Below are 26,980 nucleotides of genomic sequence, written 5' to 3'. Positions count from 1 at the left end.
ACAACCATGAATATCACTATCAATCAGGTGCTGCAGTCGTATATCGACCCGCTCACCGCCAGCGAGTACGCGGCGCTCGAGCGCAGCCTGCTGGCCGAAGGCTGCCGCGATGCGCTGGTGCTGTGGAACGACGTGCTGATCGACGGGCATAACCGCTACGCCATCTGCCGCCAGCACGGCATCGAATTCAAGACCATCCAGAACACCAGCTTTACCTCGCTCGACGACGTCATGCTGTGGATGATCGACAATCACCTGGCGCGCCGCAGCGTGTCGGACTTCCAGCGCGGCGTGCTGGCCTTGCGCAAGAAGGAAATCGTCGCCGCGCGCAGCCCGGCGCCCGTCAGCGCGGCAGACGCCCCCGATGGCGAAAACGCACCCAAGCCTCCCATGAGCACGCGCGAAGAGGTGGCCAAGGCGGCCAGATTGAGCAGCAACCAGATCAGCCAGATCGAGAAGATCCAGAAAGCCGCTTCGCCCGAACTGGTGGAAGCCGTCCGTTCGGGCACGATCTCCATCAATGCGGCGGCCACCGTGGCATCGCTGCCGCCCGAAGAGCAGGTGGCGGCCGTCGCCGGCGGCAAGAAGCTGCTGCGCCAGGCGGCCAAGGAAATCCGCGAACAGCGCGCCGCCACGCGCACGCCGCGCGAGCCGAAAGCGCCTCACGTTTCGCAGGACACGCCGGAAACGGGCAACGAGCCGTGGGCGGAAAACGCGGCGCAGGCGCCGTCCGAAACGGAGCGCCTGCGCGGCGAGATCGCCAGCTTGAAGCAGAAAGTGGCGCAGCTGCAGGCGGAAAATGTGGAGCTCAACCAGCGTATCGCCACCCTGATCGACGCATCCTGATATTGGAGTAGTGCATGCCAGTTCGCCGTGCCTTGTTCGCCGCCATCGCCTGCGGCATCGTTACCGCTCCTCCCGTGCTGGCGGTGCCAGCCGCTTCCGTCACGGATATGGCCCGCTGGCAGGCGCAGGCTGCCAACGTCAGCATCGCGCGCGACACGTGGGGCGTGCCCCATGTGACGGGCAAGACGGATGCCGATGCCGTCTTTGGCCTGATGTATGCGCAGGCCGAGGATGACTTCCCCCGCGTGGAACTCAATTACATCAATGCCATGGGGCGGCTGGCGGAAGTGGAGGGCGAGCGGGAGCTGTACCGCGACCTGCGCATGAAGCTCTTCATCGATCCGCAGGAGCTGCAGGCGCAGTACCGCGCCAGCCCGCCGTGGCTGCGCAAGCTGATGGATGCGTTTGCCGACGGCCTGAATTTTTACCTGGCCACGCATCCGCACGTCAAACCTCGCTTGATTACGCATTTCGAGCCGTGGATGGCCCTCAGTTTCAGCGAGGGCAGCATCGGCGGCGATATCGAATCGGTCAACCTGACGCAGCTCGAAGCGTTCTACGGCCAGCAGGCCAGGCCCGTCGCCATGGCGCTGGCCAGCGTGGAGACCAGGTTGGCGTCAGGCCTGGACCCCGAACCGAGCGGCTCGAACGGCTTCGCCATCGCGCCCGCGATTACCAAAAACGGCCATGCGCTGCTGATGATCAACCCGCACACCTCGTTCTACTTCCGTCCCGAAGTGCAGGTGACCAGCGGCGAAGGCCTGAACGCGTACGGCGCCGTCACCTGGGGCCAGTTCTTCGTTTACCAGGGTTTTAACGACCGCCTGGGCTGGATGCATACCTCGGGCGGCGGCGACGTCATCGACGAATACCTGGAAAGCATCGTCGACAAGGACGGCGCATGGTTCTACCGCTATGACGGCGGGCTGCGCCCTTTGAAAACCGTGCCGATCACCTTGCCCTATAAACTGGCCGATGGCCGCATGGGATCGACAACCATCACCGTCTATTACAGCCACCACGGCCCCATCGTGCGCGCGCTGGACGGTAAATGGGTGGCCGTGCGCCTGATGAGCGAGCCGTTGAAGGCGCTCATGCAGTCGTACACGCGCACCAAGGCGCGCGATTACGCGGCCTTTTACAAGACGATGGAGCTGCGCACGAATTCGTCGAACAACACGGTGTATGCGGATGCGGACGGCAATATCGCCTACTTTCACGGCAATTTCATCCCCGTGCGCGACCCGCGCTTCAACTGGAAGCAGCCCGTCGACGGCAGCGACCCGGCCACGGAATGGAAGGGGCTGCACACGGTGGCGCAAACCATCACCTTGTTCAATCCGAAGAATGGCTGGATTCAGAACACGAACAACTGGCCGTATTCGGCGGCCGGCGCCAACAGCCCGCGCCAGCAGGACTATCCCGCCTACATGTCGGTCTACGGCGAAAACGCGCGCGGCCTGCATGCCGTCAAGGTTTTTCAGAACAAGACGGGTTTTACGCTCGACAGCCTGATCGCCGCGTCCTACGACAGCGAACTGACGGCCTTTGAAGCGCTGCTGCCGCCGCTGTTCGCCGCCTACGATGCGCTGCCGGCCGGCGGCGCGCAACAGCTGGCGCTGGCCGGCAAGATCGCCTTGCTGCGGGCCTGGGACTGGCGCTATTCGCTCACTTCCACGGCCACGTCCCTGGCCGTGTTCTGGGGCCAGGAGCTGGCCGAGCTGACGGGCAAGCAGGCGAGGGAACAAGGCGTGCCCGTGGTCGATTTTCTGGCGACGGACAAGGTTACGGCGGCGCAGCGGCTGGCTGCCCTGGCGACGGCGGCGGACAAACTGCAGCGCGATTTCGGCCACTGGCAAACGCCGTGGGGCGAGATCAACCGCTTCCAGCGCCTGACGGGCGACATCGTGCAGCCGTTCGATGATGCGCAGCCGAGCTTGCCGGTGCCTTACGCGTCGGGCAACTGGGGCGCGCTGGCTGCGTATGGCCAGAGCAGCAAGAGCCGCACGAAACGCATCTACGGCGAACGCGGCAACAGCTTTGTCGCGGCCGTGGAATTCGGCCCCCGCATCAAGGCGAAAAGCATCCTCGCGGGCGGCCAGAGCGGCGACCCGAAGTCGCCGCACTTCCAGGACCAGGCGGCCATGTATGCCCGCGGCGAATTCAAGGAGGTGTTGTTTTATCCGGAGGACGTGGCGAAGCACCTGGAGCGCAGGTATCGGCCGGGGGAGTGAGGTTTGTGGTGTGTCGGATTACGCCCGGCGTTGCCGAGCTAATCCGACCTACCGGCCTCGGTATGCCGTAGGTCGGATTAGCGCAGCGTAATCCGACACCTCTCCCCTCAAATCGCGTCCAGCGCCGTGCGCAGATCATGGCGCAAATCCTCGATATCCTCGATCCCCACCGACAGGCGGATCAAGCCGTCGCCTATGCCCAGCTTGGCCCGCTGTTCGGCGGGAATGCTGGCATGCGTCATCAGGGCCGGGTGCTCGATCAGGCTTTCCACGCCGCCCAGGCTTTCGGCCAGGGCAAATACTTCGCAGCGCTCGAGGAAGCGCCGCGCGCCAGCCAGGTCGGTGTCGAGGTCGATCGAGATGATGCCGCCGAAACCATCCATCTGGCGCTGCGCCAGCGCGTGCTGCGGGTGCGACGCCAGGCCCGGATAAAACACCTGTTTGACTTCCTTTTGCTGTTCCAGCCACTGCGCCAGCACCAGGGCACTTTCGCAATGGCGCTGCATGCGGATGGCCAGGGTTTTCACGCCGCGCAAGGCTAAAAAGCTGTCGAAAGGCCCGGCAATCGCCCCCACCGAGTTTTGCAGGAAGCCCAGCTGCTCGCGCCATTCCGACTGGCGCGCTTCCGCGCCGACGATGGCGATGCCGCCGATGATGTCCGAGTGGCCGTTCAAATACTTGGTTGTCGAATGGACGACGATGTCGAAACCGTGCTCCAGCGGGCGCTGCACCATCGGGCTGGCAAACGTGTTGTCGGCCACGGCGATGATGCCCCGCTCGCGGCAGATGTCGGCGATCGCCCGCAAGTCGGCCAGTTTCAGCATGGGGTTGGTCGGCGTTTCCACCCACACCATCTTCGTTTCCGGGCGCAGCGCGGCCAGCAGGTTCTCGGGATTCGTCAGGTCGACGTACGTGAATGCGTGACCGGCCGAACGGCGGCGCACGCGCTCGAACAGCCGGTAGGTGCCGCCGTACATGTCGTCGCCGGCGACGATATGGCTGCCCGCGTCCAGCAATTCCAGCACGGACGAGATGGCGGCCAGGCCCGAGGCGAACGCGAACGCCGCGTTGCCGCCTTCCAGGTCGGCCACGCAGCGCTCGAGCGCCCAGCGCGTGGGATTGTGCGAGCGGCCGTAATCGAGGCCCTTGTGCACGCCGGGGCTGTCCTGCACAAAGGTGGAGGTGGCGTAAATGGGCGGCATGATGGCGCCCGTCGACGGGTCGGGCGACTGGCCGGCGTGGATGACGCGGGTGGCCAGATGGCGCTTGCGGGTGGTTTCTTGGCTCAAGATAAAGTCCTGCGTAAGTGGTTGAGAAGGTCGAAGCGGGTGATCAAGCCATAGAAGCCGGTATCGTCGGCGACGACGGCCGTCAAGCCCCGGTCCAGCGTGGCGCGCAGGGCGGGCAAGCCGCTCGATGGCGCCAGGGTTTCGATCTGCGTCGTCATGGTGGCGCCCACCAGACCTGCGAAATGGGCGGCGTCGCTCGACACATGCAGCAGCAAGTCCGATTCGTCGATAATGCCGACCAGCTGGCCGCCGTCGATGACGGGCAGTTGCGCCAGGTCGCTGGCGCGCATGCGGTTGAAGGCCGTGAGCAGGGTGTCGCCGGGCGCCACGCTGACGACGTCGCCCTCGTCGTAACGGCGTCCGATCAGGTCGCGCAAGTCGCCCGAGAGCGCGCGCTGCAACAGGCCCTGGTCGCGCATCCAGCCGTCGTTGTAGACCTTCGACAGGTAGCGCGTCCCCGTGTCGCAGACAAACGTGACGACGCGCTTCGGGCTAGTCTGCTCGCGGCAGTATTTGAGGGCGGCGGCCAGCAGCGTGCCGGTGGACGAGCCGCCCAGGATGCCTTCGGCGCGCAAGAGGGCGCGCGCCGAATCAAAACTTTCCTGGTCGCTGATGGTATAGGCTTTCGTGACGCTGTCCATGTCGGCGATGGACGGAATAAAATCTTCGCCGATGCCTTCGACGGCCCACGAGCCGCTCGTGTCGCTGACTTTGCCCGTGTCGATGTATTCGGTGAGGATGGAGCCTTGCGGGTCGGCCAGCACGAATTCCAGCTTGGGCTGCGCCTTGCGGAAGTAGCGCGTCAGGCCCGTCAGGGTGCCGGACGAACCGACGCCGACGACGATGGCGTCCACGTCATGGCCAGTTTGCTCCCAGATTTCGGGAGCCGTCGTCGTTTCGTGGGCCAGCGGGTTGGCGGGATTGTTGAACTGGTCGGCGAAGAAGGCGCCCGGCAGTTCGCGCGCCAGCCGCGCCGCGTAATCCTGGTAGTACTCGGGGTGGCCCTTGCCCACGTCCGAGCGCGTGGTGTGCACTTCGGCGCCCAGCGCCTTCAAATGCAGCACTTTTTCCGTCGACATCTTGTCGGGCACGACGAGAATCACGCGGTAGCCCTTGATGCGTCCGACCAGGGCCAGGCCGATACCGGTGTTGCCGGCCGTCGCCTCGACGATTGTGCCGCCCGGCTGCAGGCGGCCGTCCGCTTCGGCCGCTTCGATGATGGACAGGCCGATGCGGTCCTTGATGGAACCTCCGGGATTTTGCGATTCCAGTTTCAGGAACAGCTGGCACAGGCCCGTATCGAGCCTGGTGACTTCGACCAGCGGGGTGTTGCCGATCAGCTTGTATAGCGCTGGCGGCTGGGAGGGGGATGGCATTCGATCATTCATGTTGGCTCCTGTCAGAGAAACAGCCGCTCAGGATCGTGTCCCGAGCCGCCTTCCGTGCCGCGCAGTGTAGGCGGGTGGACGAGTGCGGCGAACGAATGTTTCCATGCTTGCATATGCGCGCTGCGTATATCGGCGGCAAGGTGCGCGATGCGAGTATGCGCCGTTTTTCGCCCGCTTGCCGCACCACAGGCAGGACTATTAAGCTGCCGCAAGCCCGCCATTGCGATTTATAATCACGCCTCGAAAAGATACTAAATAGTATTGAAAATCAACCAGACAGGGCAGGCGGCGGTGGCAAAACTTTATTTCCGGTATTCCGCGATGAACGCGGGCAAGTCGACGGCCTTGTTGCAGGTCGCGCACAACTATGAAGAGCAGGGCCAGCAGGTGCGCCTGTACACGGCCGCCATCGACAGCCGCTACGGCGTGGGCCGGGTCACCTCGCGTCTGGGGCCGCAGCGCCAGGTCGATATCTTTCATGCCGACACGAATTTCCTGGACGATATTCCCCAGGTCGCCTGTTTGCTGGTGGATGAGGCGCAATTTCTCAGCACGGCCCAGGTGCAGCAATTGCACCAGCTGGCGCAAGTGAAGGGCGTGCCCGTCATCTGTTACGGCTTGCGCACGGATTTCAAGGGCGAACCGTTCCCCGGCTCGGCCTATTTGCTGGCGCTGGCCGACGATATCGAAGAGTTGAAGAATATTTGTACTTGCGGCAAGAAGGCCACGATGAACATCCGCGTGGACGAGCAGGGCCGCCGCATCAAGGAAGGCGAGCAGATCAGCATAGGCGGCAACGAGAGTTACCGCCAGGCTTGCGGGCGCTGTTTCTACTCCTAAGCTAATTCCTTATTCGGCGACGGGCACGCCCACGTCCGCATCGTCCGACAGCGCCAGATCGCCCCGCTCGAACGCGGCGAGGATGTCATTGGCGCGCGCCACGTCGTGTTCGCGCACCATGACGCGGGCGCCGCCGATGGCGGCTGCCAGCAGCATGTCGGCCTGCATGTGCTGGTCATCCGTCAGCAGCACGTCGATGCCGGCCGCTGCCAGGCAGCCGCGGATGACGTGCGCATCCGTGGGGATCATCAGCCGGGCAATCAAAACATAGTCGTCGTGCATCGTGTCTCCTGGCAAGGTGGTATGCGCCATCTTAGCACCGCGCCCGCTTTTACAGCTTGAACACGCTCACCACCTGGTTCAGCTCATGCGCCTGCTCCTGCAAGGCGTCGGCGGCCGCGGCCGCCTCCTCCACCAGGGCCGCATTCTGCTGGGTCACCTGGTCCATCTGGGCGATGGCCTGGTTGACTTGCTCGATGCCGCTGCGCTGCTCTTCGCTCGCCTGCGCGATCTCGGCCATGATGGTGCTCACTTGCTGGACGCTGGCCACGACGGTGTCCATGGTGGCGCTGGCCTGGCTCACCTGGGCGTGGCCCAGGTCCACCGTGCCGGCCGATGCCTGAATCAGATCCTTGATGTCTTTCGCGGCGGCCGTCGAACGCTGCGCCAGGGTGCGCACCTCGGTGGCGACGACGGCGAAGCCCCGTCCCTGTTCGCCGGCGCGGGCCGCTTCCACGGCCGCGTTCAAGGCCAGGATATTCGTCTGGAAGGCGATGCCGTCGATGACGCCGATGATGTCGGCAATCTTGCCAGATGAGCTTCGGATGGCGTCCATGGTGCTGGCCACCTGTGCCACGGCGGCGCCGCCTTCGGCTGCCAGGCTGGACGAGTCGTGCGCCAGCCGGCTTGCCTGCTGCGCGTGATCGACGTTCTGCCGCACGGTGGAACTCAGTTCTTCCATCGAGGCGGCCGTTTCTTCCAGCGAACTGGCTTGCTGTTCCGTGCGGCTCGACAAATCCAGGTTGCCGCTGGCGATTTCACCGGACGCCGTGGCGATTTGCCCGGCGCTGCCGCGCACGTTGCCGACCACTTGCGACAGGTTGTCGCTGATGCGGTTCATGGCGCGCAGCAGGCGGCCGATTTCGTCCAGGCTGGTCGTATCGAGGTGCACCGTCAGGTCGCCGGCGGCGATTTGCGCGGCGGCCGTTTCGGCGGCGGCCAGCGGGCGCGAGACGAGGGTGCGCACCAGCCAGTACAGCAGCAGGGCGAAGACGAGCAGGGCGACGAAGCCGGAAATGGCCAGCTGGTTGCGCAGCTGGCGCGCTTCCAAGGTGATTTCGTCCGTGAACGTGCCGCCCGCGATGATCCATTGCCAATCCTTGAATTGACGGTAATACAGCTGCTTTTCGCGCGCGCTGGCAGCCGTTTCGCCAGGCGCCGTCCACGTATAGCGCATGGCACCGTCTTTCTGCGCCAGCATTTCCTGGATGAACATCCGGCCGTCGCTGGCCTTGAAGTCCAGCGCGCTCTTGCCTTCGCTGTTCGGGTGCAGCACCAGGTGGCCGTAATTGGCGCCGGGAGCCGTGTCGACGATGTAGATGTAGCCCGTCTGGCCGATCTTGACCTGGCGAATCTTCTCTTTCAGCATGGCCAGATTCTTGCTGATATCGAGGCCGATGAACAGCACGCCCACCACTTTGCCTGCCGCGTCGCGCACGGGATCATATTGCGTGATGTATTGCTTGCCAAACAAGGTTGCCATGCCGACGAAACGCTGGCCCGCACGCAGGGGCGCGTAGCTGGGGTGGTTGTGGTCGAGCTGGGTGCCGATGGCGCGTTCGCCATCCTGCTTTTTCAGCGACGTGCTGATGCGCACGAATTCATCGCCGTTGGCGGCAAAGATGGTGGCGATCACGCCCGTCTGCGCCGTGTAGCGGTCGACCAGGGCCGTATCGAGGTTGAGCACCTTGCCGCCGTTGGCCAGGGCCGGCGTGGCCTTGCCGGCCACGGCCACCATGGCGCCCGCGTCGACCGTGAACGGGCCGGGAAATTCGGCCGCGAACAGGCGCGCAAAGCTGGCCGCTTCGTTGACCATGGCAGTATGGAAGACTTGCGTGGTCGTCATGACGCTATTGAGTTCGCTGGTGACGGCCGCTTCGGCACGCTGTTCCAGCACGCGCGAGGTATTGATACTCATCAAGGCAGTCAGGCTGGCGAGGATCAGGCTGACGAGGGCAAACGTGAAGACGGTAATCTTGCCGCCGACACTCCAATGGCGGGGGGAGAAGGAAATTGTAGGCATAGTGTGAGTCTGGCAAAGGGTAATCAGCTCGGCCATTCCTGGTCATGACATGACACGCGGGGAGGGGATCTGGTGGGGACACTGTTGAAACGAAAGCGCGCCGGCTGTGGGAGCGGCGCGCAGGCAAGCTGTATTTCAGGGCGCGATGATAGCATGTTGCTTGCCATTTGTTACTAAGTGTTTCCCGCAGGAATTATTTTTTCACATAAAAACATCATTGAGATCAAGGATTACCGCTTCAATCTATTGACTTTTTTCATTCCAGTGGCGCATGTTGATATTCATCGCTGCTGAATGATGCGATTTTTCTCACGAATGTTTCACTTTGTAATGAATGAGACGCCGCCTTTAATCCGCGTTTAAGCTTCCAGGAAGAAACTGATCTTCCTTGGGAGACTGCCAGGCCGTATCCTGTAGAATAATATGCAGACCAGTCGTGTATCCCCTTACTGTCTTGCTGGCTGGCGCATGCATCTCTGCGCCGCCTGGAATTGATTTAACTAATTTTCGGAGAAGCCGATGAAGAAGCAAATGATGCTGGTCACCCTGGTGCTCGCCCTGTCAGCCCACGCTGGCGCAGCCCAGACGGACAAGAGCGCCGCTCCTCCGCTCACCATGAAGCCGCTGGCCCAGCAAACGCAGGCCGCCTTGTGGGCATCGCGCGTATTGACGCGCGTCCATTACAAGGCCATGCCGCTCGACGACGCCATGTCGGAGAAAATCTTCGACCGCTATTTCAAATCCCTGGACGCAGAAAAACTGTTCTTCGTGCAGGCCGACATCGACCGCTTCGCTCCCTTGCGCACCAAGCTCGACGACGCCATCATCAATGAAGACCTGACGGCGCCGTTTGCCATCTATAACCTGTACCAGCAGCGTTTCGATGAGCGCATGGCGTATGCGCGTGAATTGTTGAAAACCAAGTTCGACTTTACCGCCGACGAGAGCTACCAGCTCGACCGCGAAAAGGCCGCCTGGCCGAAGAATGACGAGGAAGTGCGCGACCTGTGGCGCAAGCGCGTCAAGAACGACTGGCTGCGCCTGAAACTGGCGGGCAAGGAAGACAAGGCCATCCGCGAGACGCTGGACAAGCGCTATGAAAGCTACACGACCCGTTCGCGCAAGCTCAACAGCGAAGACGTGTTCCAGATCTTCATGAATTCGTACGCCATGTCGATCGAGCCGCACACCAATTACTTGGGCCCGCGCGCTTCGGATAACTTCGACATCGCCATGCGCCTGTCGCTCGAAGGCATCGGCGCCGTGCTGCAGACGCGCGACGAATACACGGTGGTGCGCGAAGTGGTGCCGGGCAGCCCGGCCGGCCTGTCGGGCAAGCTGAAAGTGGGCGACCGCATCGTCGGCGTGGGGCAGGGCGAAAGCGGCCCCATCACCGAAGTGCTGGGCATGCGCATCGACGATGTGGTGCAGCTGATCCGCGGCGCCAAGGATTCCGTCGTGCGCCTCGACATCCTGCCGGCCGATGCCGGCCCCGATGCCAAGCACGTCGTCTTGCCGCTGGTGCGCAAGAAAATCAGCATGGAAGAGCAGGCGGCGAAGAAATCGATCATCGAAGTGCGGGAAAATGGCGTCAAGCGCCGCATCGGCGTCATTGCCCTGCCGACGTTCTACCAGGACTTCGAAGCGCGCCGCCGTGGCGACAAGGACTTTAAAAGCGCGACGCGCGACGTCAGCCGTTTGCTGGCCGAGCTGAAGAAGGACAAGGTCGACAACGTCCTGATCGACTTGCGCAACAACGGCGGCGGTTCGCTGAACGAAGCCGTCGAACTGACGGGCCTGTTCATCGACAAGGGACCGGTCGTGATGCAGCGCAATGCCGAAGGCAAGGTCGACGTGGAAAGCGACACCAACGCGGGCCTGGCCTGGGATGGCCCGATGGGCGTGCTGATCAACCGCGGTTCCGCTTCCGCTTCCGAAATTTTCGCCGCCGCCGTGCAGGATTACGGCCGAGGCGTCATCATCGGCGAAGGCAGCTTCGGCAAGGGCACCGTACAAACTCTGTTCAACCTCGACCGTTTCGGCGGCAGCGAGAAAGCCCGTTTCGGCGAGCTGAAGATGACCATCGCCCAGTTCTTCCGCATCAACGGCGGCACCACGCAGTTGCGCGGCGTCACGCCCGACATCAAGCTGCCGGCCATGTCGGACACGGAGAACTTCGGCGAATCGAGCTATGACAATGCCTTGCCATGGGTGGCCATCAAGCCGGCGCCGTACATGCCGACGGGCGACCTGAAGGATATCGTGCCGCTGCTGGACAAGAAGCATGAAGCGCGCGTGGCCAAGGACAAGGATTTCCAGTACTTGCTCGATGACATCGCTCTCGTCGTCAAGCAGCGCAAGGAAAACCAGATTTCGCTCAATGAAACCGTGCGCCGCAAGGAGCGCGATGCCCAGGAAGCGCGCGCGAAGGCCCGTGAAAAACGCCTGATCGCGCAGATTTCGAATCCGGCCGACGACCTGGTGGTGATTCCCGATCCGAAAGACGTGCTGAAGGGCGCGAAAGCGGCCAGCAAGACGGCCAAGCAGATCGCCGCCGTGAAGGGCGCCTTGCGCACCGACGACGGCTTACAGGGCGACGAACGCGCGCTGAGCGCCGAACTCGATGCCGAAACGGCCGCCAAGAGCGCCAAGGACGTGCTGCTGAACGAAGCGGCGCGCATCCTGGCCGACGAAGTGGCGCTGATCAAGGCCGATACGCGCATGGCGGCGAAGGTCTTGCCGTATGGCGCCGATGGCAAGGCGACGCCGGTGACGGCAGCGAAGTAAGGCTTTCATGCACTAGAAAACCGGTTCCTTGGGAGCCGGTTTTTTTTCGCCCCGATCAGTTATCCGTTTGGCGTATTTCTATCATTCCAACAATCAATTGGATTGATATGCCGCGATGCAGCATAATGCACTTTTCTCCTCTATTCTCCTCCAAGAAAATAGATTCAGCCCGATCTCGCAGCGGGCTTTTTTTTGCCTCAGATTCTGTGCGTGGGCGCTTGCACGTCGGGCTGTGCCGCCAGCAAGGCCGTGATCCAGCCAGCAAACGCCTGCAGCTTGGGCGTGGCCAGGCGGCCTTGCGGCGTCAGCAGCGACATCGGCATGGGCGTGGGCGGATGATCGGCCAGCACGGCCACCAGGGCGCCGCTGTCGAGGTGCGCGCGCACCTGGTACACGGCCGCCTGCGCCAGTCCCAGCCCCTGCAGCGCGCAATCGACGCTGGCGTCCGCGTCGTTGACGGCGATGGGGCCGGCCATCTGCACGCGCAGCACTTCCTTGCCTTGTTGAAAATCCCAGTCGAAGGCGCGTCCCGTGCGGCCCGAGTAATGCATGATGCCCTGGTGCGTGGCCAGGTCGGCCAGGGTCTGCGGCGTGCCGTGCCGCGCCAGATACGCGGGCGAGGCGCACGTGACGAAGCGCATCAGGCCGACCTGTTTGCCGATGAAGGCGGAATCTTGCAAGGTGCCCACGCGCAAGGCGCAATCGATGCCTTCCTGCGTCAGGTCGACCAGGCGATCCGTCAGGCTCAGCTGCAATTGCACGTCCGGCCAGGCGGCGTGGAAGTGCGCGATATGCGGCACGACCAACCTGCGGCCCACCGTATTGGGCAGGTTGATGCGCAGCAAGCCGCGCGGTTTTTTCGCGTCGGGACCGCGAAATGCCAGTTCCGCCGTGTCGACGGCTTTCAAAATATCAATGCAATGGCGAAAGTACTCAGCCCCTTCCGGCGTCAGCGACAAGCGGCGCGTGGTTCGCTGCAGCAATTGCGTGCCCAGGTAGGCTTCCAGCTTTTGCAGGGTGGCCGTCAGCGCGGCACGGGGCAAATTCAGGGTCTCGGCCGCCTTGGAAAAGCTGTTGGCTTCGACGATGCGCACGAAGGTCTGCATGGCCTTGATCTTGTCCATAGGATATCGTCCATTCTCATTGTTCATTTTATGTGAAAAGTATAAGTGGATTATGCCCTGATTATCTTTGCCATAGTTTTCCCTAGAATGGCGACATCCCTATCGAACCGAGGAAACAACATGAACAAGGCCTCATCTTCCACTCCCCACGACATTGCACCGGCCATGGTGCTGTTGCTGGCCATCGCTTCCGGCCTCATCGTCGCCAATCTGTATTACGCGCAAACCCTCGTCGGCCCCATCAGCGCCTCGACGGGCCTGTCGGCCAAGGCGGCCGGGCTGATCGTCACCCTGACGCAAGTGGGCTATACCCTGGGCCTGCTGTTTGTCGTGCCCCTGGGCGACTTGCTGGAAAACCGCCGCCTGATCGTCACGGCCTTGCTGGTGACGGCCACGGCCCTCGTGGTGGCGGCCCTCTCCACGGGCGCCATCGTCTTCCTGGCCGCCGCCCTGGCCATCGGCCTCGGTTCCGTGGCGGCGCAAGTGATCGTGCCGTTTGCCGCCCACCTGTCGCAGGAAGCGACGCGGGGGCAAACCGTGGGCAAGGTGGTCAGCGGCTTGTTGCTAGGCATCATGCTGGCCCGTCCCGTGGCGTCGCTGGTGGCCGCGCACGCCAGCTGGCACGTGGTGTTTGGCGGCGCCGCCGTGCTGATGGTATTGCTGGCGCTGGTGCTGCGCCGTGCCTTGCCCGTGCGTCAGCCCGTGTCGAGCATGAAATATCCAGCCCTGATGGCCTCGCTGTGGCACTTGCTGCTGGGCACGCCCGTGCTGCGCCGCCGCGCCGCCTATCACGCGGGTTTGTTTGGCGCCTTCAGCCTGTTCTGGACCGTCACGCCGCTGGTGCTGGCCAGCCCCGCGTTCGGTCTGTCGCAAACGGGCATCGCCATCTTTGCCCTGGTGGGCATGGCGGGCGCCGTCGCCTCGCCCATCGCGGGCCGCCTGGCCGATGCTGGCCACACTTTGCCGGCCACGGCTGCTGCGCTGGCGCTGGGTATCGTCGCGTTTGCCTTGCCCATGTTCGCCCCGGAATCGAAGCACGTGGCGCTGGGCTTGCTGGTGGTGGCGTCCATCGTGCTCGACATGGGCGTGGCGGCCAACCTGGTACTGGGCCAGCGCGCCATCTTCAGCCTGGGCGCGGAAGTGCGGGGCCGTTTGAACGGCCTGTATTTCGCGCTGTTCTTCGCCGGCGGCGCGGCCGGCTCGGCCGTCGGCGCCTGGGTGTATGCCAGCTATGGCTGGCAGGCAACCTTGCTGACCGGCATGGCGTTTCCGGGCCTGGCCCTGCTGGTGTGGCTGGCAGAATTTTTACCCTTGGGCACGCGCCGCACGGCTTGAAACCCTGATGGCATCTCATTATCACTGATGGATATTTCTATCATCATGAATATAAAGTGGCGTGATATGCCGCGATGCCGCAAGATGCACTTGTCTCCTCTATCTCCTCCAAGGAAATAGATTCAGCCCGCTTACATAGCGGGCTTTTTTTTGCCTCTTTATTTGCGCAGTTTGCCATCGGCATCACAATAGCCATAACGTTGGGGACTGCCGCACCAGCCAGCTTCCTTTTGTGCTTCGGCTAGCTGGTTGCAATGCACGGTGCGGAAATGTGTCGGCAGATAGCTTTTTAATGTGGCGTCAGAGATATTTCGAGGGGAAATTTTTTCGCCTTGCGGGGGCGGCGGGAAAGTCGCTGCAATCGCGCGATCCGCTACATTGTCAATGAAGAGGACAGTTTCGCCCTCCTGCACCTGGCACATATGATTGGTAGTGAAGTCATACCGTTCAGCGGCCTTGATCATGAACAGTGGCCCCTTGTTTGATATGCCCTGGATCATGGCCTGGGCCGCCGAATAACTTCCGATAAAGCCAGCAATGGAGATTGCAAAGAGGAAGTAAGTGGTTTTTTTATTGGTCTTGAAATCGAAAATAAACAAGAACAACAGGAAAATGACCTCAAAAATGATTGCCAGCACAGCATAGGCAAAGGCGCTGAACGAGAAGGCAAATATCAGGGTGGCGAGGCCAAACGAAAAGGGCAGGTAGGACGGCGGAAAAGGAAAATTGGCCGCAAAAAAATCGACAGCGCTCAGGCGCGAAAAAATCACGCAGGCAGACACCGCCAGGGAAACCCCCACTTTTGCCAGCAGGCTTGCAAAAACGGAATTCAGCGAAAAGAGTACCCATGCAATGCCTGACACCCCAACGACGAGAATGCCTGTGAGCGCCACCTGTTCGAGGATGTAATTTACATAATCATCTGTTTCCTGGATATGCAGGTGCGAAACCAGGAGGATCAGGCCGCCTATCGTGGCAATGGAAAAAATAACAAGTGAAATAATGGTCTTGGGATCGTTATATCTTTCGATCAGCGCAGGAATGATTTTTTCGGTGTCGGGAGATATCTTGACGATGAATCTTCTGATGCTCTCCTTGTTTTCACGCAGCGCCATATAACTGAAGATTACTCCCGCTGGCGGAATGGTGATGGATGTCAGGATGCACAGCAGTATGAATAAGATTATTTTTATTATCTTCATCATTGTTATTGGGCAGTATCGTCGGCGGATGTTTAAATGGAAACCTGCGTGCGGAATATAGCACGCATTATTTGGCATGGACTGCGGTGAATCGCGTGGCGTGAGAAATTGTGTGGGCCTGAAAAACCACTGGCGAGCGACGCAGCGTGGGCAATGGACATGGAAAATGCCATCAGCCCTGAACCCTTGGTTGCGGCAACCCGCTTTTACCGCAAGCTTGCTGTCAAGAACGGCTGTGGGCAAGGCTTACATCACCACCAGATCCAGCGCCCGCATGAAGTTGGCCGCCTGCGCCTGCGTGATGACAGCGCCTTTCAGCAGCGCAGCTTCGCTCAGTTTGAAACCGTCGATATCGGCGCCGCGCAAGTCCGCGCCCTGGAACTTCGCCAGTTTGATGGTGGCGTTGCGCAAGCTGCCCCCTTCGAAGACGGCGTCGCGGAAGTCGCAGCCGGCCAGGTAGGCGTCGGAAAAATCGAGCTGTTTGAGTATTGCCTTGCGGAACGAAAAGCCGCGCAGGTCGGCGCCCACCAGCAGGCTGTCTTCGAAGGTCAAGCCCAGGTGGGCCGCTTCCTCGAACGAGGCGCCCGTCAGCTTGCAGCCCCGGTAGGTGACCGATGCCAGCTTGGCGCGCCGCCATTTCGTGTTGTTCAGGTCGCAGCCTTCGAAATTCGCGTCAACGGCGTCGACGGATTCGAAATCGGCGCTGCCGGCGCGGCAGCGGCGCCAGGTGCTGCGCGCGAGTTTGCTGGCGAACAAGCTGGTGTCGGCAAAGGTGCAGCGTTCAAACGTACAGCCCTGCAAGTCGAGGCGCGACAGGTCTTCGCCATCGAAGGCGCAATCGATGAAGTGGCGCACCGGCAGGGCCAGTTGCTGCTCGATGCCGGCGCGGTCCAGGGTCATGCCAGTTACTGCGGTGTCGTGTGTTGCCATCCGTTTTATATTCCTAATCAAAGCAGGGGAGGGATGGCGCGGCGGGAAAATGCACGAACCAGAACACCTCCCCGGCTGGTGTAACAGCCAAGGGTCAGCGCCGTGGGTCCGCGTGGGCGGGAGCATGCCGGACTGTGCCGGGCACTTACCGGGTTACCAACCGGTGCGCTCATTTTCGATCAGCCTGCATTGTAACGACTCTGCAGCACCCTTGCCAGTGCTGGATAAACCGGGTTAGTATCGTTGCAGGCGCACTCATTGCGCCAACGTCGCTCGGACGGATCCGGGCGCTTACGTATAGAGATACCATGACCGACAGCCAAGCTCCGCGCAGCTTTTCGCGCATCAATCGTCTTCCCCCCTACGTTTTCAACATCACCGCCGAACTCAAGATGGCCGCGCGCCGCCGTGGCGAGGACATCATCGACATGTCGATGGGTAATCCCGATGGCGCCACGCCGGCCCACATCGTGGACAAGCTGGTCGAAACGGTGAAACGCCCCGACACGCATGGCTATTCCGCGTCCAAGGGCATTCCGCGGCTGCGCCGCGCGATTGCACACTGGTACAAGAAGCGCTACGAGGTCGACATCGACCCGGACAGCGAAGCCATCGTCACCATCGGCTCGAAAGAGGGCCTGGCCCATTTGATGCTGGCGACCCTGGACCGGGGCGACACGGTGCTGGTGCCGAACCCCAGCTACCCGATTCACATCTGGGGCGCCGTCATCGCGGGCGCCGATATCCGCTCCGTGCGCATGGGGCCGGGCGTGGATTTCTTTGCCGAACTGGAACGGGCGATCCGCGAAAGCTACCCGAAGCCTAAGATGATGGTGCTGGGTTTCCCGTCGAACCCCACGGCGCAATGCGTGGAACTGGAATTCTTCGAGCGCGTCGTCGCGCTGGCGAAGCAGCACAATATCCTGGTGGTGCACGACCTGGCGTATGCCGACATCACCTTCGATGGCTGGAAGGCGCCGTCCATCATGCAGGTACCCGGTGCGCGCGACGTGGCCGTCGAGTTCTTCACCATGTCGAAAAGCTACAACATGGCGGGCTGGCGCATCGGCTTCATGGTGGGCAATGCGGAACTGGTGGCGGCCCTGGCGCGCATCAAGAGCTACCACGATTACGGCAGTTTCACGCCCGTGCAAGTGGCGGCCATTGCCGCGCTGGAAGGCGACCAAAGCTGCGTGACGGAAATCTGCGCGCAGTACCAGCGCCGCCGCGACGTGCTGGTGAAAGGTTTGCATGAAGCAGGCTGGATGGTGGAAAAGCCGAAGGCGTCGATGTATATCTGGGCGCATATCCCGGAAGCCTACCGTCACCTGGGCTCGCTGGAATTTGCCAAACTGCTGCTGCAAAAGGCCAAGGTGAGCGTGTCGCCCGGCATCGGTTTCGGCGAGTACGGCGATGAATACGTGCGCTTTGCCCTGATCGAAAACGAGGCCCGCGTGCGGCAAGCCTTGCGCGGCATCAAGAATATGTTGCGTTCCGGCGACGGAAAGACGGAAGCGGCAGCATAAAAGTTGCCGCATGGAATTGTCTGTTGCCCCTAATATCACTGCTGCGTATTTCTGACATCACGAATATAAAGTGGTTTTATATGCTGCAACGCGGCATCATTCATCTGTCTCCTCTATCTTCCTCCAAGGAAATAGATTCAGCCCGCTCCCGCAGCGGGCTTTTTTTTGCCTGTCGTTTTGGTCCTGGGCACCGGCCGGCACGCGCGGCGAACGAGGTGCCCGACTCCGCGCGGCACGGCCTCGTGAATACGTTCAGCATGCTCATACATGAGTATTATTAATGGATGTATGAAGTTTTACCATTATTTTTCATGGATGAAAGCCTCTATGATGACCCCACACTTCACTGGGAGGCAATCACCATGACCGTCACGACACACAATTTGGGCTACCCGCGCATCGGCGCCAAACGCGAACTGAAATTCGCCCTGGAAGACTACTGGAAGGGGCAAAGCAGCCTGGACGCGCTGGAAGGCCAGGGTGCTGAGTTGCGCCAGCGTCACTGGCAAGACCAGCGCGCGCTGGACTTCGCGCCCGTGGGCGACTTTTCCTTTTATGACCAGGTGCTGGACCTGAGTTTTACGCTGGGCAACCTGCCGCAGCGCGTGCGCGGCCTGGAAGGCGCCGCGCTCGACAACTATTTCCGCGTGGCCCGTGGCCGCTCGGCCAGCGACAGCGATTGCAGCTGCGTCCACGCCGGTGAAATGACGAAATGGTTCGACACCAACTATCACTACATCGTGCCGGAATTTTCGGCCGAGACGCAATTCAAGCTCGACAGCAGCCGCCTGTTGCGGCAACTGGCGCAAGCGCGCCAGCTCGGCGTGAAAGCCAAACCCGTGCTGATCGGCCCCGTCACCTATTTGTTGCTGGGCAAGGCCAAGGATGATTCCGACAAGCTGGCGCTGCTGCAAGGCTTGCTGCCCGTCTACGTGCAACTACTGCAGGAACTCGCGAGCCAGGGCGTGGAGTGGGTGCAGATCGATGAACCGGTCCTCGTCACGGAACTCGACGGCGCGTGGCAGCAGGCCCTCGTCACGGCCTATGATGCCTTGAGCAAGGTCAAGCACGTCAAACTGTTGCTGGCCACGTATTTCGGCAAGCTGCAAGACAATTTGCCGCTGGCGTGCAAGCTGCCCGTGCAAGGCTTGCACCTCGATGCCGTCAACGCCCGCGATGAGGTGGAACAAGTCGTCGCCCAATTGCCCGCCAGCAGTGTGCTGTCGCTGGGCGTGGTGAATGGCCGCAATATCTGGAAGACGGATTTGACGCAAGTGCTGGCGTGGCTGGAACCCGTGCACGCCAGCCTGCAAGACCGTTTGTGGATCGCCCCGTCGTGCTCGCTGCTGCACGTGCCTGTCGACCTGGACAGCGAGCATAAGCTCGATGACGATATCCGGTCCTGGCTGGCCTTTGCCCGCCAGAAGCTTGATGAAGTGCACACCATCGCCGGCGCCCTGAACCAGGGCCGCGCCTCCGTGCAGGCGGCACTCGATGCTAATCTTGCGGCCGTGCAAGCGCGCCGCCAGTCGACCCGCGTGCACAATCCGCACGTGAAAGCGGCCCTGGCGCGCATCGATGCGACGTTGGGCCAGCGCCTGAGCGGCTATGCCGAGCGTGCCGTCAAGCAAGCTGCGCTGCTGCAACTGCCGCTGTATCCGACGACGACCATCGGCTCCTTCCCGCAGACGGCGGAAATCCGCCAGGCGCGCAGCCAGTTCCGCAACGGCCAGCTGGACGAAGCCAGCTACAAAAAGCTGATGCAGGGGGAAATCGCCCGTTGCGTCAGGGAACAGGAAACCCTGGGCCTGGACGTGTTCGTGCACGGCGAAGCGGAACGCAATGACATGGTGGAATACTTTGGCGAACAGCTCGACGGCTATGCCTTCAGCCAGTTCGGCTGGGTGCAATCGTACGGTTCGCGCTGCGTCAAGCCGCCCATTTTGTTTGGCGACATCAGCCGCCCCCGCGCCATGACGGTCGAGTGGAGCACTTACGCCCAGTCGCTGACGGACAAGCCGATGAAAGGCATGCTGACGGGTCCCGTCACCATCCTGAACTGGTCCTTCGTGCGCGACGACCAGCCCCGTTCCGTCTCGTGCCACCAGCTGGCGCTGGCCATGCGCGCCGAAGTGCTGGACCTGGAGCGGGCCGGCATCCGCGTGATCCAGATCGACGAGGCGGCACTGCGCGAAGGTTTGCCACTGCGCAAGTCGCACTGGGCCGACTACCTGCGCTGGGCCGTGGAATCGTTCCGCATCGCGGCCAACGGCGTGGCCGATGAAACGCAGATCCACACGCATATGTGCTATTCGGAATTCAACGACATCATCGCGCAGATCGCCGGCATGGATGCAGACGTCATCACGATCGAAACTTCGCGCTCCGACATGGAATTGCTCGACGCCTTCGACGAGTTCAATTATCCGAATGATATCGGCCCCGGCGTCTACGACATCCACTCGCCCAATATTCCGAGTCAGGAACAGATGGTGAATCTGATGCGCAAGGCGGCCGAGCGCATTCCCGCGCAGCGCCTGTGGGTCAACCCCGATTGCGGCCTCAAAACGCGCGGCTGGAAAGAGGTGATTCCCGCGCTGGCCAACATGGTGGCGGCCGCGAAAACCTTGCGTGCCGACAACGTGGCATAGGAATCGCAGGGGCAGGGGAGGCCGCTATGGCTGAGATATAGAACAATCGTATTTCTGTCATCACAACATGCAATTGGATAATGATGCTGCGATGCGGCATCATTGCACCTGTCTCCTCTACTTCCTCACAGGAATTAGATTCAGCCCGCTCCCGCAGCGGGCTTTTTTTTGCCCTTGCGCCTTATCGCGCGGGCTGCCACGGCCGCATCTCTTAAGTGCAAGCACCCGAAGGCCATGGACATCGTCTCGTTTGGGTCTAGACAATCGGGCGCCAATGTCTCGAAGGTTCCGTACCAACCCATGTGAGGCATGAAAATCGTCTCGATGCGGCGCCTCGCATGGGTTTACCTGTACGGACAATACCTCAGAGGCAATTTCCGCTTCGGCCGAAAACAGACTTTAAAACGCGTGATGTGGCTAATACGTCACCTCGTATTGAAAACGCCACGGCGAGGAATTCCAGGGCTCCAGATACTGCATCGCTCGACCTGGCGACATGCCGTGCAATACGTGAGAATCAATGCAGCTCGCTCGCTTAGTATAAATCCTTGAAGAAAAATCGTGTTCCTCGACCTATAACCCTCCAAAGGGTATGACATAGGTTCGCGGAGCAAGTGTGAAGTAAAAAAAGTTAATAATTAGTTCAAGCATGGGAACTTTCTGCGATCCTCATGCGAAGACCGGTGATAAGCAGATCGAGGCCAGCGTCAAATCGCGCATCAAAATCCGGGTTGAATAAATCCGCTGCCGCAGCCAAAACATGTGGATAGCCCTTAGCCGCCAGAGCTTCAAACTGGTCACGGTGAGTTGCGATGGCCAGCGATATTTCACTAGGGGCAGCCAGCGGTTGCTCTTCCATCACGAAGCCCATTACGTAATAGATGATGCTGAAGGCACCCCAAGACGCCAACCGAGTGGAGGCCCCAGCCTCACACAAAGGGCCGATCAACGCCTCGGCAACGCGAAGTGTGTTGTCGGTGATGACGTAGGTGCCAGCATATACGCGTGCACCGTCCCGCCGCTTGCGCAGCGCATTTCGAATCTCATGTGCGGTCACGCTGACCGCATTGAACCAAGCAGTCGAGGGGGACAGTTCGTCCGGATGCCCATGCGCGACCCCTTCAATCAAAGCGTCGGCTATGCCATTCATCAAAGCCTGCTTATTGGCGAAGTGCCAATACAGTGATGCTGCTTTGATGTCCAGTTCCTGGGCAAGACGGCGCATTGTAAGACCCTCTATACCTACCTCGTCCAGCAGGTTCAAAGCGGTGGCAATTACGGCTTTACGTTGGATCTTCATAAACTTCTTGTTTGACAGGCTAACGACGTTAGATTAACATAAATTTTTTAACTAACGATGTTAGATTGAGGTGCAAATGAAAAATGAAAATGCGGATGTGATCGTAGTAGGTGCAGGCCCTGTAGGTTTAACTCTGGCATGCGAATTGCGGTTGGCAGGAATACGCGTCACAGTACTAGAGCGCCGTGACGCGCCAATAGCGCAGTCGCGCGCGCTAACCATGCACGGCAGGACGGTGGAGATGCTGGCCCAACGTGGCGTGGCTGAGCGCTTTCTGGCGAACGGCATAAAGATTCCCAGCGGGCATTTTGCGGGATTGAAGACGCGACTTGACTTTTCGGTGATCGACACCACCTATCCTTACACACTGTTCATCCCACAGAGCGTGACCGAGCAACTGCTGGAGACATGGGCGCTTGAGCTAGGGGTTGAATTGCGCAGGAATGCTACGGTGGAGCGCATTGTCGAAACGGCCGATGGCATTTCCGTGATGGGGCAACAGCACAGCACCCCTTTCGATATTTCTGGCAGCTACGTGGTCGGTGCAGACGGCGCGCGCAGTCTGGTTCGCCAGCACGCTGGCATCGCCTTCCATGGTCTGCCGGCTACGAAGACTGTCATGCTTGGCGACGTTCGTCTGAGCGCACCGCCGTCTACGCCGGGATTCAGTGTAGGCAACGCGGCAGGTGGATTAATGATCGTTCCCTTAGGTCGTGGTATGTTCCGCGTCATCGTGATCGATACCGGCCGAGTTGATGTGCCTGCGACCACGCCCGTCACGCTCGAAGAGTTGTCTGATTCGACCACACGGGTGGCGGGACAGGACTTTGGTCTGCATGCACCGACGTGGCTATCACGCTTCTCGAATGAAACCCGCCTGGCGAGTGTCTACCGCAAAGATCGAATCTTGCTGGTCGGTGATGCCGCTCATATCCACCTTCCTGCGGGCGGCCAGGGTATGAACGTGGGCATGCAGGACGCGATGAACTTGGGCTGGAAGCTGGCGGGCGTAGTGAACGGACATGCGCCAGAGTCGCTGCTAGACAGCTACCACAAAGAGCGTCATGCCGTTGGTGCCGCGCTGTACCAAAATACCTTGGCGCAAAGTGCACTAATGATGAATTCGTTTGATGCTCCGGGACAGGCGCTGCGAGAGACGTTTAGTGAGCTGATGAAAATTCCCGCTCTTAATGCAGTGCTTGCGCATGACTTGTCCGGCTACGGGATTCGATACCCGACCTCAGTTGTCGATGTTCCGCAGGGATGGGCGTTGCTGCCCGATTGGACAGGGCGGCGGCTGCCTGACTGGCAGCTAAAACTGGATAACGGTGGTCAAGCCTCGCTGTTCAGTTTTTTGCGGAGTGGTCATTGGCTACTGCTGCACCTGACGACCAGTGAGGATCGCGAGGGTGGCAACTACACGCCTGAGCTCGATATGCGATGGGTCGATACGATCAAAGCTGTGCCTGCGGACTCCCAAGTAACACCGGCAGGCGCGCATGCCTTGCTCATACGTCCCGACGGCTACGTGGATCACGCTGTGGGCATCAAAAGGAACGCGTGATAACCATCGTCAGGCCGAATCTGCATGCACTGTAAGTACCACATTAGTATAAGCTTGCTTAACCATAAACATACAAGGTGACAAGTTGATGCAGCCTTTGTTTCGCGCTGCGGGCATGCTCGCGCTGATGGCGCTGGGCGCCTGCTCGGACGAGCGGCATCCGCTTGAGCGCCATCTCGCCCTATTGCGGCCGGATACGGTCGCAGCGTTGCCTGATATGGGGTGGCCGGCCGGCACGCTGCTGTGTCCGCTGGCGCTGTATCAGAACGAGTTGCCCGGTTCGGCGCCGCCTGCGGACAGGGTCAACGCCTTCCTGAAGCAAAAGCAGTTTCTCGGTGACGAGAACTGGTCGCTCATCGTCGTCAAGCCGCAGCCAGCGGAAAACGCCGGTGCCGGTATCGAGCAACTGTTTTTCAAGCGTGCAGATTATGACCTGATCAATGAGCAGCAACGCATCGCGCGCGATGCGCAGACCTTGCCAGCGGGGTTTGCGCCGCAGGTTTGCGTAAGCGTGGGGCAAGCCCGCGTGCTGGTGACGCGTGAACAACGATCGCATCGAAAACTCGTCATTTTTGGCACGGCCTGAACGAGATATTGATAAAGCATATTTCTATCATCACAACATGCAATTGGATTTATATGTTGCGACGCGGCATCATTGCACCTGTCTCCTCTACTTCCTCACAGGAATTAGATTCAGCCCGCTCCCGCAGCGGGCTTTTTTTTGCCCGTTCTAAAGGTGCAAACCTGCGCACGCTTGCTTGTCATCATCGCCATCGTGTTGCTTTTGTGCATGCTAAACTGGGCCTTCCCCAGACCAAGGTTGCCCGATGCTTCAATTATTTCGCCACACGCTGGAGTCCACGCCCATCCTCGCCCTGTTTCTCGTCATCGGCGCCGGTTATGCGCTGGGGCGCATCAGCGTGTTCGGCTTTTCGCTGGGCGTGGGCGGCGTGCTGTTCGCGGGGCTGGCGCTGGGCGCATTTGCTCCCGGTTCCGTGCCGCCGCCCATGGTCGGCTCCATCGGCCTGCTGCTGTTCCTGTATGGCATAGGCGTGCAGTACGGCGTGCAGTTTTTCGCCGGCTTGCGCGGGGCGGGCCAGAAACACAATCTGATCGCTTTTGCCGCCGTCATGGGCGGCCTGGCTGTCTCCGTCTGGGGCGGGCAGTGGATCGATATCTCGCTGCGCATGGCCAGCGGCGTATTTGCCGGCGCCATGACCAGCACGGCCGCCTTGCAGGCGGCGCTGGAAGCGTCGCACGGCAATGGCGACGCGGCCGTCGGCTATGCGGTCGCGTATCCGTTCGGCGTCGTCGGTCCCATGCTGGGCCTGTACCTGGCCGGGCGCATATTAAAACCCGTGCTGACGCCGCCGCCGGCACCCATCGTCGTGTCCGAAATTACCATCGACGAAGCGAAACTGGCGGGCGCGGCCCTGTCCGAACTGGCCGACGGTCCGCTGGCTGGCGTGCAAGTGATCGGCGTGCGCCAGGGTCACCAGAACCGCTTGCCCGATCCCTCGCTCGTGCTCGGCGTGGGCGACGCGCTGATGGTGTCGGGGACGGTGGCGGGCGTGGAGGCGGCGCGCACGGCGCTGGGCCACCTGGACCCGGGCCGGCTGATGAAGGACCGCAGCGCGTTCGACGGCACGGAAGTGTTCGTCTCGGATGCGGAAATCGTCGGCGTACCGCTGGGCGAACTGAACCTGGCAAAAGATTTCCCCCTGCAGATCGCCTTCATCCGCCGTGGCGACGCCATGATCTTGCCCCATCCTTTCCTGACCCTGGAATTTGGCGACAGGGTGATGGCCATTGCGCCGGCCAAACATGCGGCCGACGTGCGCAAGCTGTTCGGCAATTCCATCACGGCCACGGCCGAGTTCAGCTATGTGTCGCTGGGCATGGGCATGGTGCTGGGTGTGCTGCTGGGCCTGGTGCCCATCCCCTTGCCGTGGATAGGCTCGTTCAGTCTGGGCCTGGCCGGCGGTCCGCTGGTGATGGCGCTGATCCTGGGGCGGCTGGGCAGGGTGGGCAAGATCAGCTGGCGCCTGCCTCTGTCGGCCAACCTGGTCATGCGCAACTATGGTTTGACGATTTTCCTCGCCTCCGTCGGCATGGCCTCCGGCTTGCCTTTCGTGCAGCAGGTGGGCGCCGACGGCTTGCCCATGCTGGCGCTCGGGGCCGTGACGGTGCTGGTGGTGGTAGCCCTCGTGGTGATTTTGGGCAAGGTCTTCCTGCGCCTGCCGTTTCCCGAGTTGCTCGGCATCGCGGCCGGCGCCACGGGCAATCCGGCCGTGCTGGTGTTCGCCAACCGCCTGGCCAAGTCGGACCGCCCGAACCTCGGCTACGCGATGATTTTCCCCAGCATGACCATCGTCAAGATCGTTGCCGTGCAGGTGCTGCTGCATTTGTATGGCTGATGGCGGCAAGAGTCAATCTCGTGCAGGGCCAAGTTGTTTGTTGGCATTAACAAAGTTGATGCCAAAAGCCAGCAGCAAAGCAGCAGCGGCGAAACCTGCGGCAAGCCAGAGGTTGGCCGAGAGGCCCAGCCTGTCCACGGCTTGACCGCCGGCCCACGCCCCGAGCGCAATGCCGATATTGAAGACTCCCACATACAGCGCGGCGACGATCTCCACGGCCCCGGGCGCCGCCTTCAGCATCAAGGTCATCAGGCCGACCGATACGCCGCCGTAGGCCAGTCCCCAAGCCAGCAACACCACGCCGCCAGCGATGCTGGAGTCGCCGACAGCCAGAAACAGCAGTGGCGTGAGCAGCAGGCCGCCCGCGATGGCTAGGATGGTTGGCGCTGCGCGCCGCGCCGCAACGCCGCCGGCCAGGAAGTTGCCAATGATGCCCGCGAAGCCATAGGAAAACAGCAGTGTGCCCAGCCATTGCGCATCAAACCCCGACATCGACAGCAGCAGCGGGCGCACGAAGGTAAAGGCCGTGAAATGGCTGGTTACAAGCAACAGGGTCAGGAGCAGCCCCGCCTGCAACTGCCGGTTGTGCAGCTGTTTGCCGAATTGGCGCAAGGTCGTCGAACCGGCAGCGGGCAGGGCGGGAATGACAGCCAGATGCAGCACCAGTACCAGGCCGCTGAACAGCGCCATGGCGCCGAAGGCCCAGCGCCATCCTGCAACGTCGCCGATTTGTGCGCCTAGCGGCACACCCAGCACGGAAGCGGCCGCCACGCCACCGAAGATAATCGACGTTGCCAAGCCGATCGAGCGGGCAGGAACAAGCCGGGACGCCAGACCGCCGGCGATGGCCCAGATTCCGCCCATGCAAAAACCGACGAGAACACGTGCCGCCAGCATCCACGCCATGTTCTGCGCCAGAGCCGAGGCTATGTTTGCGAGCAACAATAGAGTGAGCAAGCCACAGAGAATTGTGCGCCGGTCCAGGTTTCCCGAGACGATCACGACCAGCGGCGCGAACAAGGCCGCCAGCAATGCTGGCAGCGAGATCATCAGCCCGGCGGTTCCGGTGGAGGTGCCCAGGGTGTCAGCGATCGGCGTCAACAGGCCGACCGGCAGCATTTCCGTCGTCACGACCGAAAAGGTGGCCATGCCGACAGCGCTGACCGCCAGCCACGGGTGGCGGACAGCCCTTTCTGCGGCAGCGTAGGGGGACGTACTCATGGTGCATATCCTTCATTTGAT

General features: G+C 61.3%; 19 protein-coding genes. 10 read left to right on the top strand and 9 right to left on the bottom strand.

Going from position 1 to position 26,980, the window contains the following annotated elements:
- Window positions 1–6: 6 nt before the first annotated feature.
- Both JAB4_RS18915 and JAB4_RS18910 read left to right on the top strand, forming a co-directional pair.
- Window positions 7–846 carry a hypothetical protein gene (locus JAB4_RS18915; RefSeq protein ID WP_070222949.1) on the top strand — a complete coding sequence of 280 codons (840 nt, stop codon included), beginning with the start codon at window positions 7–9 and terminating at the stop codon, window positions 844–846.
- Between the two features lie 14 nt (window positions 847–860).
- Window positions 861–3,080: a penicillin acylase family protein gene (locus tag JAB4_RS18910; protein WP_070222947.1), complete on the top strand. Its 2,220-nt coding sequence runs from the start codon at window positions 861–863 to the stop codon at window positions 3,078–3,080.
- Between the two features lie 107 nt (window positions 3,081–3,187).
- On the opposite strand, the gene JAB4_RS18905 is transcribed toward JAB4_RS18910, so the two are convergent.
- Window positions 3,188–4,369 carry a PLP-dependent aspartate aminotransferase family protein gene (locus tag JAB4_RS18905; RefSeq protein WP_070222945.1) on the bottom strand — a complete coding sequence of 394 codons (1,182 nt, stop codon included), beginning with the start codon at window positions 4,367–4,369 and terminating at the stop codon, window positions 3,188–3,190.
- On the bottom strand, window positions 4,366–5,745 hold the full coding sequence (locus tag JAB4_RS18900; RefSeq protein ID WP_070222943.1) for a cystathionine beta-synthase: 1,380 nt from the start codon (window positions 5,743–5,745) through the stop codon (window positions 4,366–4,368). Before JAB4_RS18900 ends, JAB4_RS18905 begins: the two co-directional genes overlap by 4 nt.
- Window positions 5,746–6,048: 303 nt before the next feature.
- Between JAB4_RS18900 and JAB4_RS18895 the strand changes: the two genes are divergently transcribed.
- Window positions 6,049–6,597: a thymidine kinase gene (locus tag JAB4_RS18895; protein ID WP_034755172.1), complete on the top strand. Its 549-nt coding sequence runs from the start codon at window positions 6,049–6,051 to the stop codon at window positions 6,595–6,597.
- Window positions 6,598–6,606: 9 nt separating this feature from the next.
- Here JAB4_RS18895 and JAB4_RS18890 read toward each other — a convergent pair whose 3' ends face one another.
- Together JAB4_RS18890 and JAB4_RS18885 are read right to left on the bottom strand one after the other, a co-directional pair.
- Window positions 6,607–6,879 (bottom strand): DUF2007 domain-containing protein, encoded by a 273-nt coding sequence (locus tag JAB4_RS18890; protein WP_070222941.1) that lies wholly within the window; start codon window positions 6,877–6,879, stop codon window positions 6,607–6,609.
- A gap of 49 nt (window positions 6,880–6,928) precedes the next feature.
- A complete protein-coding gene (locus tag JAB4_RS18885) occupies window positions 6,929–8,899 on the bottom strand; it encodes a Cache 3/Cache 2 fusion domain-containing protein (RefSeq protein WP_070222939.1) in 1,971 nt (656 codons plus the stop codon).
- Window positions 8,900–9,418: 519 nt separating this feature from the next.
- Between JAB4_RS18885 and JAB4_RS18880 the strand changes: the two genes are divergently transcribed.
- Window positions 9,419–11,686, top strand: a complete 2,268-nt coding sequence (locus JAB4_RS18880; RefSeq protein WP_070222937.1) for a carboxy terminal-processing peptidase — start codon at window positions 9,419–9,421, stop codon at window positions 11,684–11,686.
- A gap of 197 nt (window positions 11,687–11,883) precedes the next feature.
- On the opposite strand, the gene JAB4_RS18875 is transcribed toward JAB4_RS18880, so the two are convergent.
- Window positions 11,884–12,810, bottom strand: a complete 927-nt coding sequence (locus JAB4_RS18875) for a LysR family transcriptional regulator (protein ID WP_070222935.1) — start codon at window positions 12,808–12,810, stop codon at window positions 11,884–11,886.
- A 120-nt stretch (window positions 12,811–12,930) separates the two neighbouring features.
- Between JAB4_RS18875 and JAB4_RS18870 the strand changes: the two genes are divergently transcribed.
- Complete coding sequence (locus tag JAB4_RS18870; protein ID WP_070222933.1) at window positions 12,931–14,145, top strand: MFS transporter; 1,215 nt, start codon at window positions 12,931–12,933, stop codon at window positions 14,143–14,145.
- Between the two features lie 158 nt (window positions 14,146–14,303).
- On the opposite strand, the gene JAB4_RS18865 is transcribed toward JAB4_RS18870, so the two are convergent.
- Complete coding sequence (locus JAB4_RS18865; RefSeq protein WP_139143783.1) at window positions 14,304–15,590, bottom strand: hypothetical protein; 1,287 nt, start codon at window positions 15,588–15,590, stop codon at window positions 14,304–14,306.
- Between the two features lie 3 nt (window positions 15,591–15,593).
- Window positions 15,594–16,247 (bottom strand): pentapeptide repeat-containing protein, encoded by a 654-nt coding sequence (locus JAB4_RS18860; protein ID WP_083287372.1) that lies wholly within the window; start codon window positions 16,245–16,247, stop codon window positions 15,594–15,596.
- A gap of 338 nt (window positions 16,248–16,585) precedes the next feature.
- Here JAB4_RS18860 and alaC point away from each other — a divergent pair, with 338 nt between their 5' ends.
- Together alaC and metE are read left to right on the top strand one after the other, a co-directional pair.
- A complete protein-coding gene (gene alaC / locus JAB4_RS18855; protein ID WP_083287373.1) occupies window positions 16,586–17,803 on the top strand; it encodes an alanine transaminase in 1,218 nt (405 codons plus the stop codon).
- Between the two features lie 362 nt (window positions 17,804–18,165).
- Entirely contained in the window at window positions 18,166–20,454 is a 2,289-nt protein-coding gene (gene metE / locus JAB4_RS18850; protein ID WP_070222927.1) for a 5-methyltetrahydropteroyltriglutamate--homocysteine S-methyltransferase, read from the top strand.
- A gap of 643 nt (window positions 20,455–21,097) precedes the next feature.
- Here the strand turns inward: metE and JAB4_RS18845 are convergent.
- On the bottom strand, window positions 21,098–21,754 hold the full coding sequence (locus tag JAB4_RS18845; RefSeq protein WP_070222925.1) for a TetR/AcrR family transcriptional regulator C-terminal domain-containing protein: 657 nt from the start codon (window positions 21,752–21,754) through the stop codon (window positions 21,098–21,100).
- Window positions 21,755–21,830: 76 nt separating this feature from the next.
- Between JAB4_RS18845 and JAB4_RS18840 the strand changes: the two genes are divergently transcribed.
- The 3 genes from JAB4_RS18840 to JAB4_RS18830 all read left to right on the top strand — a co-directional run bounded on the left by JAB4_RS18840 (window position 21,831) and on the right by JAB4_RS18830 (window position 25,738).
- Window positions 21,831–23,318 carry an FAD-dependent oxidoreductase gene (locus tag JAB4_RS18840; protein ID WP_070222923.1) on the top strand — a complete coding sequence of 496 codons (1,488 nt, stop codon included), beginning with the start codon at window positions 21,831–21,833 and terminating at the stop codon, window positions 23,316–23,318.
- An 88-nt stretch (window positions 23,319–23,406) separates the two neighbouring features.
- On the top strand, window positions 23,407–23,904 hold the full coding sequence (locus tag JAB4_RS18835) for a hypothetical protein (protein WP_070222921.1): 498 nt from the start codon (window positions 23,407–23,409) through the stop codon (window positions 23,902–23,904).
- Between the two features lie 244 nt (window positions 23,905–24,148).
- Window positions 24,149–25,738: a TrkA C-terminal domain-containing protein gene (locus JAB4_RS18830; RefSeq protein WP_070222919.1), complete on the top strand. Its 1,590-nt coding sequence runs from the start codon at window positions 24,149–24,151 to the stop codon at window positions 25,736–25,738.
- Window positions 25,739–25,750: 12 nt separating this feature from the next.
- Here the strand turns inward: JAB4_RS18830 and JAB4_RS18825 are convergent, their stop codons facing one another.
- Window positions 25,751–26,959, bottom strand: a complete 1,209-nt coding sequence (locus JAB4_RS18825) for an MFS transporter (RefSeq protein WP_070222917.1) — start codon at window positions 26,957–26,959, stop codon at window positions 25,751–25,753.
- Between the last annotated feature and the right edge of the window lie 21 nt (window positions 26,960–26,980).

This window comes from Janthinobacterium sp. HH102, from assembly GCF_001758625.2.
Lineage (GTDB): Bacteria > Pseudomonadota > Gammaproteobacteria > Burkholderiales > Burkholderiaceae_D > Janthinobacterium.
The sequence above is the reverse complement of the archived record's forward strand: the minus strand, read 5'-3'. Positions and strand labels throughout refer to the sequence as shown.